Raw genomic sequence first — 16,563 nt, 5'->3', positions numbered from 1 at the left:
CTATACAGTTTCCTTCCGCATGTTGTCAAAGGCATCCAGCAGGGCGGCAACCGACACTATTCGTCGTTCCACGCGTGCCATCTCGAGCCGCGCCAGCACCTGTTGGTTCTGGTGGCCGTCACGTATTTCGCTGATCTCGGTATGTCGTTCCTCGAGGTAGGCGACGGGAGCGTCTTCACCGCGAAGGAACTCCGCAACAGCCGCGGCGCTGTTCTGCTCCACGGATTCGACCGACGTTGAACGTGGACAAGACACCGCGTTGTTCGGATAGGTGTGCGCGGACTTTCTCGGTGAAGACGTCGGAAGCGCTCGCTACCTCCTGCAGCAGGGTTCCGAGCCCGTCCGCGGTGGGTAGCGAAATCGTATAGGAGCCGATCGCGGCTTCTCCCAGCTCGTCGAGTTGGGCCATCTCGTCGCGGCCAGCAGCGAGTGCGCTTGCGATTGCTCGATCGAAGTCGGAGCCCTCACGACTCTCTTGCAATTTCATCCCCCACATTCAGCACGACTACTTCACAGCGAACACTATCCGACCACTCTCACAATCGGCAGCTATTGCGGGCGTTCCGGATCGCCGGGCGCTTCCGCAGGTGACCTATTTGTTCGATCTACCTCACGTAGGGTGCGTCGCTGCTGATGCGCGAGGCAGCCGAGCACCTGACCCGGGCCGGAAGGCCTGATGACCAATGGGTAAGGGCTCGCGTTTGAGTACTAATGGCGGGTAGCCAACGCTGCGGCACATGCCGGCTCCTGGCCATTCACATCCGAAAGCCGGAGAGAGCCTTACGGCGGTTGGAGGTGGCCAGAATCGGCTTATGACCACGAGTGTAGAAGAATTAATGCAATCATTTGGCGCAGCGACCATGTTGGCAAGTGAAGTTTGGCGCCTGTGGGACGTGAGTCGAGCCTCTCCGGATGGTTTCGACTGATCGGGAATTTACAGAACCAGCCCGCGTGAGTGAGCTCCTTCGTTAGGGACGTAGGAGCCTGCGGCTGAATGTCTGCGTAACTATCCATCAATGTTGCAGGCGAACCTGGTGGGAAGTCCGCTGGCATCCTCATCGATGGGTGCAGCGGCCTGCATAGCCGTAGCCGTCGTCCCTGGGGGTATGCCCGCCTGGGCGCGATCGCGGCCCCGCTACTCGAGGAAACGCGCTCTCCTGAGGACGGGGCGGTGGGCGACGGTCAGTTCCACAACGGTGCCGCGCAGCAGTCTGGGCAGGCTTCAATAGGACCGTCCAAGCAAGCTGAGGAGCCCCGTATAGCCGGTTCCGTTCGGCCACGTCTTCGGCGGATTGAAGTGCTCCTGCGGTGTTTCGCGGAGGACGCCGAATTGACGGTCAGGTGGTCGGCCTCGCCCGCGGACACTCAGACATACTTTCTTACAGCAACGGGGCCCTCTGCCGGGGTCAGGGAGCGGTGAGCCTTCCCCAAGCAGTTTTTACGAAATACCACAAAGCAATTCGCCCGGCACGGATGAGGGATACGGGGCCACCCGTCAGGCGGTCGCCGGCGCCGGTCCGCTTTCAACGCTAGGCGACTATAGAATTGAAACGCGCGTCGCCAGGTTGGGCGAGCGTTTCAACGGCCAGAATCTGACGTTGGCTCTTCCCAGACGGCTTAATCGCGGCCGTCCGTTTGGTCGCTGACGAAGCCGACAGGAATGCCCGGGCCGGTCAAGAGCCGCACCTGTTGCTGCGGGTCGCCAGTCGAATCGAACGTCACCCACGAATATGCTCCCTTGGCATACGTATCAAGAAGAACCGATGCCAGCTCGTCGACGTCCACATTGTCAGGCAACTCCAGTGTTGTCCCTGCATAGAGGATCTTTGCCATGGCGCCCATACTAAGCCGCCAAAGCGCATTTCCGACTCCATCGTCATTGACCGGTCCCGGCACCACACGGTCGAGGGCGGCCCAGTATTCATCTTCTTCATCCGCCAGACGCAGAATCCATGGCTTTGTGGGCCATCCCAGCTTGGCGTCAATAGTCCTTCGAAGACGGCCCCCGGCCGATTGTAGTTCCGCTGACCGGTTGGGAGCGACAGTTTGTCGCTCCCAACCAGACCCCAGTACCGGCTCCCCTGTTTCGAGGGCCAGATCGACCACCCACTGCGGGGTGGCTTCTCCGAGTAGCTCCAGCGTCCAGCCGCGGTTTCCTTAGCGGATCACGCAAGCATCGATTGAACCCGGCGACGAGATTACAAGCGGCCCTTCACTCTGAGTACGCCGTGACCACGCGCAAAGCCACCCCGTACTATAGGTCGTCCAACACCGTTCGGCGACACCAACGAGGCAGGTGCCTACCTTCCGGTCGACGGCGTAGTCTCCGCCGTGAGGCCCCAAGGAGTTAATTAGCTGGATTACCCTCCCAGCTCACCAAAATACCTATTTTCCAGTCGCTTCTCGAGAACGCGCCTGAGGTAACCTGCAGTTCCCCGGATACTGCCGCCCCACATCAAAGTTGCAAATCCCCCCAAAGTCGCGAATGCGAAACAGTAAGGGACTGCGGGCTTGCCCCAGCCCGGGATAATGCCGTCAGGCAGGAATGTAGCGGCGACGGCGTAAAGGAGCACTGCACTACAGAATGTGAGGATCAACCGATATGCAAGGGCGGCTCGTCGTTTCGCCTTTGCACTAGCCGCCTCGCGCAGATTTTTTGCACTGGTTTCCAGCGTTGCCAGCCGGGCTTCCAACGTCGTGGATCGGTTCTCTGCCGCTAGCTTTGCCGCTTGTTCGGCTGCTAAGGAGGCTTCCCTGTCTCGCAGCGACTCTTCTGCGTGGTCGAGCGCAGCTCGAGTCTTACTTGCTGCCTGGAATGCAGCGTCACGCTCGAGTTCCGTGGGAGAGAGAATATTTGCCCTAACCTTGTCCAGTATCGCGGCGACTGTTTCGGCCGTCACCTGGTCGGGATCTCCCATGGTTCGGTCCATGAGACTTCGCTGAGCTTCAGTTGAGTAGCGAAGCAGCATCAGGTCATTCTCGGATGCCTTCCCTCGGCTCCCCAGTCGGTTGATTTCCTCCAGGTATCGGTCCCAAACACGCCCCCCTGGTTCAAGGGCCGCGAAGCAGTCGGCAAGAATCTGGCGCCGCGGAAGGCTGGGTGCGGCTTGCGGTTTCTTGAGCCATACGAGAGTCGCGAGGTGGTGATCGGTAAGCGCCGGCGGCCACCCGTGGTCGCCTTCCTTCACGAAGAACGAGCGACCAACGCGAGTCAGACCTCCGTTAGTAGTAACCAAAAGAGCCCGACAAGTTTCCAATCGGGAACTACTGCGGCCACCGCGGAGACGATGAATGGCTGTGAGACTGTCCAGGTCATTCAAAAGCGTGTCACGACTTGAATAGGCGATGTTGGATTCCATGACTTCTTCTAGGGCCAGCTCATCTATCGTTAGCTCCGTTGAAGGTGACGGTCGTTCTTGGATGGATATACCTAGGGCAGCCACATCTTCCTCCAGGCGCTGCGACAGCAGCAGAATGTCGCTTGCACTCAGTCCTTCGCTGGCGAAATAAGCATCAGTTGCTCTGCGATGGGCGCCATAGAAACCCCCGTGCACGGCTTTTCCAGCGGACCTGTCGAGGATCCCCTTAACCTCGTTCACACTATGTTCGAAGCAAGCGAGTTCGGCCCCGGCAGTTCGCGATAGGGCTAAGAGGTCTTTTGCAGCAGCTTTTGCCTCATCGCCTTCATAACCCAGTGCCTTCAACAGAACTGGTGCATCGAGATATAGGCGCGTGCGGTCAAAGCGCTTGCCAAGTTCGCTGTTATTGGGGAGGTAGAGGGAAACTGCGAGCATGCTCCCCTTGACGACGGTTTCCAGATGATCGAAGGACGCCGGCATGCTACTCACGACTTCACTAATGAACGAGTTGACGACATATTCGGTGTCGGGGCTGGACCGGGAGGCAGGTCGAGCATCGTACGGCGCCCCCTTCATGACCGATCCTAGAATAGGGACCGAATGTTCCTCTATATGATTTAGGAGGGCGTCCTCCGCTTCCTCGATGCTGAGTGTTCGTTTGAACCGATCGGCCGAATACTTGACGAGTTCATTAACAAGCGCGGACTGTTTTCGCAAATAGTCGGCCTTCTGACGACCCAGGTCCCGAAGGCCCGCGAGCTTCGTAGGATCAGCAATGAAGTTGCCGTTTTCACGCTTTCCATAGTTCTTATGAACAGCCCGACGGCTGAGAGTAGAGAGAACGCCCTCCGGTATATCGATTCCAAACCGCTCCCTGATATGAGCTTTGGCAGCAGGCGCCGAGATTGGTCCTTCAGCGCTTTTTACTGCATCCAGGAAGAAGGGAAGGAAGTTGTCGACGTAGCTTTCCTGAGAAAAATCCCAGTTGGACTTGATTATGGCAAGGCTAGCAAGCAGGGCGTTGCTGGTCGTCATCGTGGCATTCACTTCACAGCCACGTCACACACGGCGAAACTTCCCCTGTAGCGATACACGTGATTTCCATCCTTCATTGAACAGCTAAGGACCGGTCAGCAAGCCGAACCGTCATTAGGACGAGTCTTCGGCAGCTCATAAGTCATCTCGTCGGTCGACCGCCCTGAACCATGGCCAAGTTGGCCAACCGTGTGAAACAGCTGACCAACTACGACGAAATATGGCCACCTAAGTTGGAAATTGGTGGGTCAACTAAAACGGAACAAGGTCAAGTAGACCGGAATCGGGTCAACTAGAACGGAACAGGGTCAACTAGAACGGAATCTCACACTTCCAATGTGAGATGCCACGCTAAATGGCCAGTGGCCAAATGTTTGTCCCTTGTAAACACGGGCTCAGGTTCGATGTAACGAACCTCAGCGTTGCCAAGGTAGTTGTCATTTTTTTCCTGCGGACTCTCGTGCGGGCGCGTTGTCCGTTCGGTTTCGGGAGATCGGATGTGCAGGCCCTGATTGATTGGGCCTTGGCACGCTCAGAAGTATCGACCGCCTGCACATGCGATCAGTAGATGTGACAATACAGGCCAGCCGACGTGGTAAACGCTAGCGTTCAGGCCATATGCGTCGTCCGAGGGCTGCGCGAGTTCGGCCGAGTGTGGCCTGGATCCCGGATGCAAGGTCCTTCATGGGATGTTCTCGAAATTGATGCGGACGTGCGCAACCGCACCTCGACACCGGCTCACGGTCCGGCCTGTTTGAGCTACCTTACGAGGATGACACGACCCAATCCGTTCACGCTCGGTCGGGCACAAGGAAGCCCCGGGGAGACACATTCCGCGGGGCTTCCTCTCCCGGTCGAGGACCAGGCTTCGGAGCATTCCGGGTCTATGCCGAGGCGTTGGCCCTCTGAAGGTCAACCGCCTTCTTGACCTGGTCGCCGGCATCCTGTGGGGCGGCGTCCACGACTTCCTGGTATTCGGGAGGCAGGCAAACCTCGAGGCTACTGTCCGCGCCGAGGAGCCTGAACACCGTCATGACCTTAATCAGGTCGGCAGGTTCGAGGAGGGTCCAGCCGCCATCGGCAGTCTTGACAACCTGTCGGCCGGCGACGACCTGCATAAGATCATCCAGTGCCCACCATCCGTCAACATCTTTCGCTTTGTCGATGCGAACTGCTGCAAGACGATGCTCGTTGTCTAGGCGATCCTTGGGCAGCCCCTTGGCCTCCGGCCACGCAAACTTGGTCCACCTAGGCTGGATAGGCTGAGGTTTGTGCAGGCCGTCGATCTGGTCAATTGTGCGAAGCTCGTAAGATTTATTCATCCTTGAGTTCTATCAGGCAATCCAGTCTTCATATTGCCCGTTCGCAGCTAGCGCATAAGCTGAGGCCGGCCCCGGGGTCCTGTCCAACAACGACGCCTTCGCCGTACCTAACTTCCTCGCCGTTTGGATGATCATGCCCTTGCCTGTCGCCGGCGGCCGACACATTGAGCGTCTGCCTGCCACGCACAAGCGGCTCTTCCTGACGTTGGGGGCCTACGCCAAGCAACCGGTGTCAGACGTGAAGAACTTCGGCGCGGCTGATGAAGCCCATGCTGGCGTCTTGCCTCAAGGCTCTGATGGCTGCGGGAGATCCGATCACGAGCATCCCCACGAGTAGGCCTCGTTGAACCAGTCGCTGGAACCCACCAATGAGAACTGGCACCGCCACCCGTAAGGGCGTACTGACGCCGTGCAATACGACGTAGCCGGGCCCGTCGGGCAGGAGACCTGGATCGGCGCCGACCTGTCGAGCATCGAGCTCGTAAATGGGTAAGCCCGCGGCTTTCACGACATTCCGGGCGGTCGCGATGACCTCAGCTCCGGCGGACGCGTCGCGGCATGTGGCTACGGTCATCATGGCCCAGGCCCCGGGTCCGGTGGCAAGGGCCTCTGCCAGTTCCTCCGACCACTCTTGCAGGGTCAAGTCCAATTTCATGCCCTCTCCTTGCTGGAGCCAATTTGCGCGGTGGCCTCTTAGGCACGTCTTCGCCTGGGACGATCAACCAACCGATCAGGGATCCCTACGGGTTTCACGATCAACATCCGTGCCTTGCGGTCTATCTGGTGATTCGCTAATGAGGACGCGTCGGTCTGGAGGGCACTTTGGGCACCCCTTGGCTTGGATCCTGTTCGGAACGGTTCCGAATTGCTCATGGCCGTCGGCACATTTCCACCAGCGCCGAGTATTGCCGGGCACTACATCTCCAGGCCCGAGGGATCCATTCTTTTCCGGGTGCCAATCCCGGGCGATTGCTGAGTGCCGCGTTGCCAAGTCGTTGAAACCGCCTAAGACCTTCCGATTTGAACAGTATTGGCAGCCAGAACCAGCGACCCTCCTATTGACAGGCTTGTTGTAATTGTGTCCCCGATGACAAATCCAATGTGCAATCCTATGACTTCCGGCGATCACGGTTTCCGGGGTGAGGTCCTCGTTGCCGTCGTAGTCCCATTCGATCGCGACAAGTGGATGCGTCGTTTGCAGGTCATTATGTCCGGCAAAAACCTGCCGCCCTGCACAAACGGCACAGCCGCTTCCGTTCGTTCGCTTGTAAACCGCTGCTGCGAAGTCGTGCCCGGCTGGGCAGCGCCAGTAGTATTTCTTGCCGGATCCAGCAACGACTGATTGGGGAGTTGCAGCACCGTTCAGGCTGGGATGCCACTGTTGTGCGACGTGAGGGTGCGAGGTGCCCAAGTCATTGAACCCCACCAGAACCTTCAAATTGGCACAGACCGGACATCCAGAGCCTTTAGCTCCAGTGCGCGAGTCCGGTGTGGCCGCATACTCGTGGCCGCGCGGACAAATCCATTCAACGACGGCGTCACTTCCGGACGAGATAGCCGATGGCCTTTTGCCAACATTGAGTTGATAATTCCATTCGGCCGCTATGCATGGGTGTGTAACATCCAGGCTATTAATGCCCGGGATAGTTCTCCGCCCAGAACAGTAGGGGCATCCTTTGCCTTTTGCCCTGTTATTGGGCGTGGCTTGCCATTCGTGGCCCGACTGGCAGGCCCACCAGTACGAAGTTGAGTTGCCGGCTCCGGTTATCGTCGATGGGGTTGTGTCACCGTTCAAAGACGGGTGCCATTCGGAGGCTAAGGCTGGGTGCGTTTCGGCCATTGAGTTGTAACCGGACAGGGCCCGGCGTCCTGCGCAGTATGGGCAGCCATCCGTTCCGTGCTTCAGCGCTGTGAACGCGGTATGCATTGTGCGTTGACTCCAGTGGCCCTGTTTGCAAATGAAGGAGCGCCTCCCAAGACCCTGCTTCGACGCGGCTCGGGGACGGTCACTCTGCCCGGCAGCTAGGGTCAGCTCACACATATTGACCCATGAATCGGCAATTGAGGACTCAAGTACCTCTAGGTAACGGCTGAAGGGCTCGAGCGGACGGTGCACCATTATCGATCTCACAAATCTGCCTGGGTCGAAGCCGATAAGTGCGCAGATGACGGGTGTGGAGTAGTTCCGGCCATCAACTTGGTCGCGAACGGCCAGGAACGCCGGGCGAAGCAGCCTCCACAGTCCGTCCATGAGAACTGCCGCTTTCCCCGGCGGTACCGCGCCGACCGATGCCTCGAGCAGCTGACGCGCCTGGGCGAAGGTTCTTGTGGGTGTGAGTAGTTCGCGTTGAAAGGATTGGTTTGTCAGGAGCTGGGCCAAATCAACCACTGCACTGTAGTTGCCGGCATCCAGCTTTGTATCGAGATCACGCTCGCCCCGGTGCCGGTCGGTGATGACGGCCAGCTCCTGGACTAGGGCTGTCGGTGCCCGTCCGGCACGACGCAGCCGACGATACCTAATCTCGGCGGCAAGGACCCTATCGTCGACTGGATTCTGCATCGTTGATTCTGTCTGGGGGCCCGTCCAAAGGCTATGCCTTATGCAGACAAATGATTCAGCATGGCCAATTTGCTCTACAGTTTCGCCACGGGCGCAGAGCCGACACATGGTGCGCGGCGCGAGTCCCTCGTCCGAGCGTTGGGCCTGGGCCTGGAAGTGCCCGGGCATAAGGCCGCCCTTGATTTCGCACCAGCGGACGAGACCTATTCGACGGGCAGCGGTTTTCCTCGTGTCGGCGAGCTGACCGGCCGCTTTGCTGGCGCAATCAGCGGGCAGCCCGTTTGCTAAGGCCAGCCGTCGTCCATAGCTTTCCGGTGTCTCCAAATGCCGGGGACGGATCTTGACGGGTAACGCGCGGCTCATGTCGGGGACCATAAATTCAACCTGCCAACTGCCGCAGAGCGGGGCTGTTTTCCAGCTTCCCGTTCTTAGTCTCGGCTGCGATGTCGACAGGAATGGCTTCCATGTACTCACGCGTCAGCGTTTCCTGGGCAGGGTCACCGTCGAGAATGCGCAGCTGGGACCCCCCGACCAGAATCCGCTGAAGAGTGCCGATGTTTCCTCCACTGCGCTTGTGAAGCCACGCTGCAGCTTTCAGTAGAGATTTGGGTTCATGAGCCAGGAGAGGCAGTTCCTCGGAAAAGGCCATCACGATGCCGTTCCAAGCCTTGATCTCCTCTAGGGTTGCGTGCCCATAGCGCTGCATTTCGAGCAGGGTGAAACGACGACTGATTTGGTTTCCCCGCTCCCCCACGAGCAGGCCTCCCCGATGAATATTGATACCGGAATACACGAATGTGGAAGGCACCTGGTTGGACAGGCTCTTCAGCACGTCCACGGACTCGCCATTTCCCTGGCTGACTCGGCTGAGATTCTGCAGTTCGTCCACTACTACCAACTGCGTCCGACACGAACGCATTGCGGTGACGACAGCGTTAAGAGTCTCCTCAAGGGTGCAACTCTTGGGAAGTTCCAGTCCATAGAAGTGCGCGAATCTTCCGATCATTGCCTTCGCTGAAGAACCGGCGGGCACTTCGACGTAAGCCACCGGGATCGAACCTCGAATCTCGAATCCGGGATGCTGGGCCTTGTACTCCGCTCGGACCCCGCGCATCACCGCAATGCACGCTGTGGTCTTGCCAACGGTGGATTGACCAGAGACCATGACGCCGCTTCGGCCCGAGGCGCGGCCACGGTTGCCTAGCAAAGCCAGGCGGACGTTCTTGATTAGTGCTCGAACCTGAGGTGTGGATGCCGTTAGCCCGCCCGCCAGATAATCGAGACGGAGCGTATCCAATTCCCGTCTCTGTTGCTGCGTTAGGGCTGCATACTTCTCAAAGCTCGGCATTTGAGGCTTGCTTGGCTGCTCGGCCAACAAATCACCCAAATCCTCATGCCGATCCAACCTGCGAGCATCTACGTCGGTAAAGATCAATTGCTCAGCCCCTTCGTCGGATCAAACATCTCGATCTCGTCGAACTCTTCCTCATCGTCAAAGCCAGAATCCTCGACTACCTGCACAACAGGCGGTAGTGCCGGGAGCGGCAGCTTCGCCCCAGAAAGTGATGCGAGGTTCCGCGCGGTCTCTTGTCGGGCCTGTTTTAGAGCGTGTCGTTTTCGGGCTGCCGTAGTGTGACCGATGAGTTCGATTGCAGCCTGGGTGCTGGCCTTGTCTCCCAGTACACCTTGAGCAGCCGTAATCTCCCGGGCCGCGCCGCGGATGCTGGCGGAAAATGGCCGGGCGAAAGCTTCTCGGTTCATCCAGTCGCACTGAATCCATCCGTTTCCTTCCGGATCACGAATCCAGACCGCGCTGGGGTCGTGTGGATTGTAGTGAACCGTCCATTTCCCGCCCCGGCTTGCGTCCGTCGATGCTTGCAGCCTGTAGGGATGAAGTTCGTGGGCATCGTAGCGGCGGTAAGCGATCTGGATGCCGTCCATCTGGATCGTGCGCATCTCTGTAGGGAGCAAAGCGACGTAGTCGTCGGCGGAAAGGGGCAATGGCACGTATCCAGTCATCGGGAACATGGCCATGTACATCGAGTTTGGAGAATGGACGATGGAAGGCACGAGTGGGTCGCGGAGGGATTCATGCCGCATGTTCTGCCAGACAATCGCTATCCAGCGTTCGAACAGCTCCGCCAGCGTATATATATCGAGCAGGTCTTCCTTTTCCGGATGTTCTCCGCGTTTGTCGGTGCTGCCGCCAGTGTAGCCCGGCAGGTATTGGGCAAACTTGGTCTTGATCGTGTGGAAGGCTCTCTCCACGTTTGGCTTGTCGGTAGGAGTATGGATGGCGGCGCTTGTAGTGTCGATCCCGAATCGGCTGCAGGCTGACGCGAAGACCGTTGAAGCGTAGTCGGATCCGTTGTCCTTCATGATGCGCTGGGGCCTAATGAAGGGACGCGTGGTCTCGAACCTGGAGGCCTCTTCCGCGGAGAGGAATTTCGCCCATGGCATCTCGGCCAGCTCATATTCGTTGAACGCGACAATTCCTTCCGGCCGCAACTGCCGCGGGGTCAGGCATTGGGCGAGCATGAAGGCCAGATCCACCCCCTTGACGCCTTGAAGTCGCACGCTGGTGGCGATGATGCTCTGCGTCGCCTTGTCCAGCATGATCACCAGATTCGCCCGTCCGACTCGCACTCGCCCGCTGTCCTCGTCAATTCCGGTCACGACCATAATGTCGAAGGGTGAGGAATCCACTTGGACCTCGTGGCCTGGTGCCACCGCTGGTCGCGCGCTAAACATGCGCTTGGGGGCATTGGCGGCGGTCCGACGGTTGGGCGCGTTGCCGGTCGTGTACCTTCCTCGGGTGAGGGCGTCAATGTGTCGCCTCAAAGTGCGATCCGAGGGGATCTGAATGTCTTCCCTTGGGTAGAGCCGGATCATTTCCGCCTTCAGGCGGCCGATGAGCCTGTCCACTGACCCAGTAGACCGATTGGTTTCCTTGCCTATCACGTCGAACAGGACGCCCTTTACACGTTCGTCTAAACGTCCCAGAGGTTCTTGGCGGCGATTTTGTCGGCCGTCGAGCATTGCTTCATGGCCACGCTCCCGGTAGTCACTGGCCCACCGTGACAACGTCCGCTTAGAGCACTTGATACCCATTTCTGTCAGCTCTCGGACTTTGCTGTTTATCCGCTGCGTCTGAGAGGTCGCCTCCGGTTCGTATTCATCTCGCCGTTCCCGTCCCTCCAGAGGCGTCCCGTACATCATTTCCTCCAGATGCGTCGCTAGCATGATTGCGCGCTCCGAGGCACTGGGATCGGCCCACTCCAGGGAGCGCGGGCCCGGGTCTTCGCTGGTGAACGTCGGTGGTGCAGTGAGAAGGGCAGGTAACGCACTGACATGAACAGCCATTCGCTCAGCGGTCTGCATATTGCGCAAGCCAAGACATGCACCCTGGACGCTTTCAAGGACGTAGTCGCCGTCCTCAAACTTCAATATTTCGCCCAGCTGAACTCTATCCACGATCGTTCCGTTCAATGATGGTGTGCCAGCCGAAGGGCACAGACCGGCTATATGTGAGGTCCCGGCGCCAAAGTAGGTGGTAGATGCCCGGCAGGAAACGGACAGGGTGAGTTGAATCTAGGGCGGCGGCCAGACGATCTAAAGGGAGTGGGTCTGATGCTGCAGCCAAGATTCGATCTCGGACCTGGAGGCTGGGATTGATATACGGATGCCGGTAGCCGGCAAGAAATTCAAGGTTGTGCCGCTGCACACCAGTAACCCCGGGCAGGACCTGGTATCCCCAGCCGATTTGTTCGCAGATCTCCTGTGTCTTCGCGAACTGCATCCTAGCCTTTCCATCAATGAGGCTTTCTGGACGAACGTCGTAGAGGAACTGCCTCCCGGATTCCTGCAATGCAAAGTAGTCGGGGTAGTGGCGGGTTCCATCAGCAAAAAGAATGCACAAAGGCTGGGCCGCCACCTTCGCCAGATGCAGTGTGTGATCGAGTTCCATTAACGCGGAATACTCCGTCATGGACTCGTACCAGATACTTTGTCCTGTGCTTGAGCACCAGTAGTAGCCCTCATAGTTGCGGCGGTGCCGGTAATTGACTGGTCTGCGCACGACGCGGGCGGTTTCGATGCCAAGCCGAAGGCACCGCGGGTCAGCGACCGACGTACGCGTTGTTCCATTTATGTCTGTCCACGCAATTACCGTGCCATCTGATGCATTGACCAAGTTTCGATACGGATCCGCTGTTCCCCGCTTACTCTTCTTCACGCACGCCCTCCCCGCCCTGTCGCCGTCCGAACCTAGACAGCCTGAGCATGTCTAATAGACATGTATCGTAGCTGAATTTGCATCGGGTTGCTGTGCACCACGCTGGGTTCGACACGTCATCGGCTCTTTGAACGACACTCGAGGACTCGACGTCAGGTCACGACACGTCGACGCCTAGGTCCCAGTCGTCTCACTCGTGAAGGAAGGTGTTCACGCTGACGGCCAGCCATTGCCCGCTGAGCCCGCCCGACATAACGCGCTCAAGGCTCGTGCCGAAAATTGGACATGTCCAATTTTCGCTAAGGAACCGGCTTAGAATCGGATAATGAGCGATCCTCGATTCCGACCCCGCCAAATGGCTGCGCCTCGGGACCGCCAAAATTTCGGCAAAGTCGCCGAAATCTCCTGGCTCCAGGGCTCCTCCGAAGCGGAAGCATCTCAGATTGAGGCTGCCCGCCTTCAGCACGCGCTTGCACTCAAGATCACAAGCCGGCTTCGGGAGCGGGGCTACAGTATCCGCGCCTACGCCGACTTGGCAGGCGTCGGATATGACCGCATGGCGAAGGTACTTCGAGGGGAAGCATTGATGCGTCTAGAAGATGTCTCGGATGCTGAACGCCTGCTTGGCGCGGTTGTGCAGCCCCTTATTCATGACACCGAGTCCTCTTAACCAGCAGTCGGGGCGGATGCCTGCGCAAGACTTAGTAGTCAGCTGCCTCGAATTGACAGCGGTTCTATATGTAACGGCACCTCGCCCGGCCATGCTAGGACTGCGTTGCCGACCCGGGAATTCTCCTTGTTAAGGACGTCCACGCGAGAGATCCGTCCATCAGAGTGGACAAGTTCGTAGATCCTCCGCTGGTGCCAATGACCGCAGAAAACATGAGGAGGAGCCAGGGCATCGACAACCTCTCGGAGAAGATAACGCGTTCGGTCCGCACGCGCGATGAGCTCTGGCGGTAGCTGGAAATCTCCCGTCAGGGGCACTCCCGTCGGCGCGTCATGGGTGATGAGAACGTCAACGGGGCCCCCGGCGATGAGCCTCTGTGCCTCCTCAGGGGTAGGTTCCTCGTCGCCCCACCAGTCCTTGCCCTGGGTTCGGTGTCCGTAATCGACACTGAAGGCACCGCCGAGCCCACCGATAACGAGACCACCCAACTCCGTCCTGCCTCCTCGAGGCAAGACGCGGATGTTGGACCGAAAAATAGCTAACCCATCCTGCTCCACGGGCAGCGTTTTCAGCGTTTCCCAGTTGTCGTGATTGCCACCGGACACCACAAGAATAATGCCGAACTGGAGAAGGTATTTGTTCAGCCGCTCCTCGTATCGCGCCCTCTTCGGCCCCGGCCAGTCAAACCCGAAGTCTCCAACGTGGAGCATGGTCGTAACGCCTTCGCGGGCTGCCGATCGAATGGCCATAATCGCCCAGCCCAAGTTGCCGTGCCAGTCCCCCGCCACTGCGAACGGTTCATCCCTCAAGGTCCGATCGGCGATAAAGTCCCCTCCTAAAACTGTTGCTTGGCGACGCCTCTTAGTGTGGGTCAGCGATCGAGCCATAGATACGCGTGAAGCCATACTCTAGGTTGCTACAGCCACGGCCTGCTCTGGGGCGGGAAGTTGGATTTCAAGAAACTGCGGGATGCCACTTGCCTCAATCTGCATTCGTAGATCGAATCGCTCGTCGAATTCTTTGGGGATAAAGCTAAGGAAGTGCCTCAAGTCCGACACGAACACTCCCTCGTTCAAATCGAGTATGACTGAAACTCCCATAGGAATGCCTTTCGATGCTGCGGTGATCTCTATCTCAACTTGCCGTATGTATCACTAGTGATACAGACAAACAGGTTCCATCTTAGTGGCATTGGGTGTGCCTATAAGACCTTCAGAGACCCCACCTGCCCGACTTCGTCGTTGGCAGCAGCGCCGCGAACAGGTCGGATCGAGAATTCGAGAGCTCCGAATGAGCCAGGACCTTACCCAGGAGGCGCTAGGTCTCGAAGCCGGGCTGAGCCGCGTGATGATTATCGGTGTCGAATGGGGAAAGAAGAGCATCGCATATGAACGACTCTGGGACATAGCGGACGTCTTGGGTGTGGACGTTGCAGATCTCTTCTCAGTACCTTCCGGCGAGTCTCGCAACGAACCTCATCGGCGAGGACGAGCAAAAAGCAGCACGAGGACTAGGCTCTCATCCGATCCCACCGCAAGGTGAAGAAGCAATTCGTTTCTTCGATGCCACCTTGGATCGGTCCGGAGTTCCGCTAGGACGCTTATGCTGGTCCCGTGACCTCCGTACCTTTACCGGATACCATCGACGTCATCGTCCACACCGGGGATGCTCAGTGGTGGCAGATCGCTGCCACGATAGGGCCTGAGGTCGTGCTTCTGGTGGCGTTGATCAGTTGGTTCGCCCTACGGCAGCGAGCTGGCAAGGCCACCGGCGCCTTCGCCGACGAAAGTGGTCTTGAGGACGGGTCAGAATGGTGGTCGCGTGCTCGTTGGGCGCTGGAGGCGACCCTCGCCGACAAGCCGGCGCGACAAGAAGCCGGCCTCCTCGCATTGGAACTCCTTACTGCCAGCCGCCTATCCGGTAAGGAGGAGACTCGGATCATCGCCGTGGCCTGGAATCGACCACTTCGCGATGGTAGAGAGGTGGGCTTGGTCAAAGAGTCGTCAGTACGTGACGGCAATTTGCACGAAAGTATCAAGCGGGAGGAGGAGCGCGTGCTCGTCCGCGCCGCCCGTCTTCGACTTGCAACTGACACCAAGCTCGGCCTCCAGAGCCCATTATGGGTTGGTGAAGTCGCAAAGCGGCCTCTCTAGCTAAGGCCAGCCCTTGCGACCGGGAGCACAACTTGGGCTTTGACGGGGGTGGGTGGGGACGCATCAATCTGCGCCAGGCTCCCCCTCGTCCTTGAGCTCCCTGGCGGCGTGCGCACCGTAGAAAAGCACCTGGAACAGGTATACCGCAAACTGGACCTGTTCGACCGTCTGATGGCAGTCCACAGGGTATATGAACTGGGAATTTTGGAACCGGCGCGGGCCGCTTTTCTGCAGCATCAACATCCCGAACTCGAGACGAGCAAGGAAGACGGCGACCAGGAGCCGGCCCACCGGCATTGTGGCAGCGTAACCGGGTGACAGGCTGGAAAGCCGCTAATTCAGGTTCATGCCGAACTGCCGGGTGAGGAGTGCCCTCTTGAAATGGGCCTCGGCTGCATCGACCTGCGCGGCCGGCGCGCTCGGCGAGAAGACCTGCAGGATGCTGAACTGGAAGTGCTGTCGGTGCCGGGCGTCGGCGGCGGCCAGCTCCCGGAGCGCGACGTTGCCGCCGTGGCCGTTCCTGGCGTACTCGCTCCAGCGGCCCAGGAAGCGTTCGGCGCCGTCGGCCTTGCCCACGTACAGCCGGCCGGTGCTGGTGTCGGCAATGAGATAGATACCCTGCACGGAGCGGAGCGCCGTCTGCCACTGCCCGTACCGGTCATCGGTGATGACGGCCTGGAGCTCGTCGAAGCTGACCAGGAGCGAATCGAATCCCGGGAAGGGCACGCTGGACGGGTCGGAGATCTCGACAACCGCCATGGACGTTGCCTGGTCCCCCGTCTTGGCCCAGTTCACCGCGTCCTTGGTCCACTCGATCACCAGGCGGTCCGCCAGGGCAGCGAACACCGGGGTGGGCCGCAGGTCAAAGAAGCGGCGGTCCTCGGTGCGCTCGGCGAGCACTTCGCCGTGGTTCTCGTGTGCCGTGATGAACCGGGCGCGCCGGCCGGTGGTGGCAAGGAAGTTCAGCCAGTACGGGGGAGGCGTGGCCGGCAGCTTGCTGTTGCGGATGCCCTGTTCTCGCACGTACGGCAGCAGATTGGGTCCCATCGCATCCGCCCGGGTTTGCAATCCGTCAGGCTTGAGCGTGTGCCGGATGACCTGCACGTCCTCTGGCGCCAGCCCAGTGGCCTTGAAGAGATCTCCGAGGCTCAGTTCGCCCGAGTTGCCGTTATTCATGCCTTACCTTCGCTCAATCCTGTCGGTCCGAAGCTCCTGCCCTTCCGGGCCGCG

At 59.0% G+C, this 16,563-nt stretch carries 16 protein-coding genes; 5 read left to right on the top strand and 11 right to left on the bottom strand.

Features of this window, described 5'->3' with window-relative positions; translation table 11 throughout:
- The 6 genes from AC5RUM_RS07785 to AC5RUM_RS07760 form a co-directional block, all read right to left on the bottom strand.
- Positions 1-222: a hypothetical protein gene (locus tag AC5RUM_RS07785; protein WP_494034396.1), complete on the bottom strand. Its 222-nt coding sequence runs from the start codon at positions 220-222 to the stop codon at positions 1-3.
- A gap of 1,395 nt (positions 223-1,617) precedes the next feature.
- Entirely contained in the window at positions 1,618-1,833 is a 216-nt protein-coding gene (locus tag AC5RUM_RS07780; protein WP_494034395.1) for a hypothetical protein, read from the bottom strand.
- A 527-nt stretch (positions 1,834-2,360) separates the two neighbouring features.
- A complete protein-coding gene (locus AC5RUM_RS07775) occupies positions 2,361-4,394 on the bottom strand; it encodes a hypothetical protein (protein WP_494034394.1) in 2,034 nt (677 codons plus the stop codon).
- An 884-nt stretch (positions 4,395-5,278) separates the two neighbouring features.
- A complete protein-coding gene (locus tag AC5RUM_RS07770) occupies positions 5,279-5,716 on the bottom strand; it encodes a hypothetical protein (RefSeq protein WP_494034393.1) in 438 nt (145 codons plus the stop codon).
- 232 nt (positions 5,717-5,948) lie between these two features.
- Positions 5,949-6,371, bottom strand: a complete 423-nt coding sequence (locus AC5RUM_RS07765; protein ID WP_494034392.1) for a hypothetical protein — start codon at positions 6,369-6,371, stop codon at positions 5,949-5,951.
- Positions 6,372-6,446: 75 nt separating this feature from the next.
- Positions 6,447-7,556, bottom strand: a complete 1,110-nt coding sequence (locus AC5RUM_RS07760; protein WP_494034566.1) for a zinc-ribbon domain-containing protein — start codon at positions 7,554-7,556, stop codon at positions 6,447-6,449.
- A gap of 780 nt (positions 7,557-8,336) precedes the next feature.
- Between AC5RUM_RS07760 and AC5RUM_RS07755 the strand changes: the two genes are divergently transcribed.
- Entirely contained in the window at positions 8,337-8,564 is a 228-nt protein-coding gene (locus AC5RUM_RS07755) for a hypothetical protein (protein ID WP_494034391.1), read from the top strand.
- Positions 8,565-8,655: 91 nt separating this feature from the next.
- Here the strand turns inward: AC5RUM_RS07755 and AC5RUM_RS07750 are convergent, their stop codons facing one another.
- The 3 genes from AC5RUM_RS07750 to AC5RUM_RS07740 are packed head-to-tail and all read right to left on the bottom strand — an operon-like array spanning position 8,656 to position 12,510.
- Entirely contained in the window at positions 8,656-9,711 is a 1,056-nt protein-coding gene (locus AC5RUM_RS07750; protein ID WP_494034390.1) for a TniB family NTP-binding protein, read from the bottom strand.
- Entirely contained in the window at positions 9,708-11,750 is a 2,043-nt protein-coding gene (locus tag AC5RUM_RS07745; RefSeq protein WP_494034389.1) for a transposase, read from the bottom strand. The genes AC5RUM_RS07750 and AC5RUM_RS07745 overlap by 4 nt, the downstream gene beginning before the upstream one ends.
- Entirely contained in the window at positions 11,743-12,510 is a 768-nt protein-coding gene (locus AC5RUM_RS07740) for a TnsA-like heteromeric transposase endonuclease subunit (protein ID WP_494034388.1), read from the bottom strand. Before AC5RUM_RS07740 ends, AC5RUM_RS07745 begins: the two co-directional genes overlap by 8 nt.
- A 325-nt stretch (positions 12,511-12,835) precedes the next feature.
- On the opposite strand from AC5RUM_RS07740, the gene AC5RUM_RS07735 reads away from it, so the two are divergent.
- Positions 12,836-13,180: a hypothetical protein gene (locus AC5RUM_RS07735; RefSeq protein ID WP_494034387.1), complete on the top strand. Its 345-nt coding sequence runs from the start codon at positions 12,836-12,838 to the stop codon at positions 13,178-13,180.
- Positions 13,181-13,218: 38 nt separating this feature from the next.
- Here AC5RUM_RS07735 and AC5RUM_RS07730 read toward each other — a convergent pair whose 3' ends face one another.
- Positions 13,219-14,067, bottom strand: coding sequence for a metallophosphoesterase family protein (locus AC5RUM_RS07730; protein WP_494034565.1), 849 nt, complete (start codon positions 14,065-14,067; stop codon positions 13,219-13,221).
- 298 nt (positions 14,068-14,365) lie between these two features.
- On the opposite strand from AC5RUM_RS07730, the gene AC5RUM_RS07725 reads away from it, so the two are divergent.
- From AC5RUM_RS07725 to AC5RUM_RS07715, 3 genes are all read left to right on the top strand, one after another.
- The gene (locus tag AC5RUM_RS07725; RefSeq protein WP_494034386.1) at positions 14,366-14,722 is read left to right on the top strand and encodes a helix-turn-helix domain-containing protein; all 357 of its coding nucleotides are present in this window, start codon (positions 14,366-14,368) and stop codon (positions 14,720-14,722) included.
- A gap of 71 nt (positions 14,723-14,793) precedes the next feature.
- The gene (locus AC5RUM_RS07720) at positions 14,794-15,333 is read left to right on the top strand and encodes a hypothetical protein (protein ID WP_494034385.1); all 540 of its coding nucleotides are present in this window, start codon (positions 14,794-14,796) and stop codon (positions 15,331-15,333) included.
- A 108-nt stretch (positions 15,334-15,441) separates the two neighbouring features.
- Positions 15,442-15,651 (top strand): hypothetical protein, encoded by a 210-nt coding sequence (locus tag AC5RUM_RS07715; RefSeq protein WP_494034384.1) that lies wholly within the window; start codon positions 15,442-15,444, stop codon positions 15,649-15,651.
- Between the two features lie 15 nt (positions 15,652-15,666).
- On the opposite strand, the gene AC5RUM_RS07710 is transcribed toward AC5RUM_RS07715, so the two are convergent.
- On the bottom strand, positions 15,667-16,509 hold the full coding sequence (locus AC5RUM_RS07710) for a GIY-YIG nuclease family protein (protein ID WP_494034383.1): 843 nt from the start codon (positions 16,507-16,509) through the stop codon (positions 15,667-15,669).
- Between the last annotated feature and the right edge of the window lie 54 nt (positions 16,510-16,563).

It is taken from the genome of Arthrobacter sp. B2060 (assembly GCF_059090445.1).
This window is presented reverse-complemented; position numbering and strand designations above follow the sequence as displayed.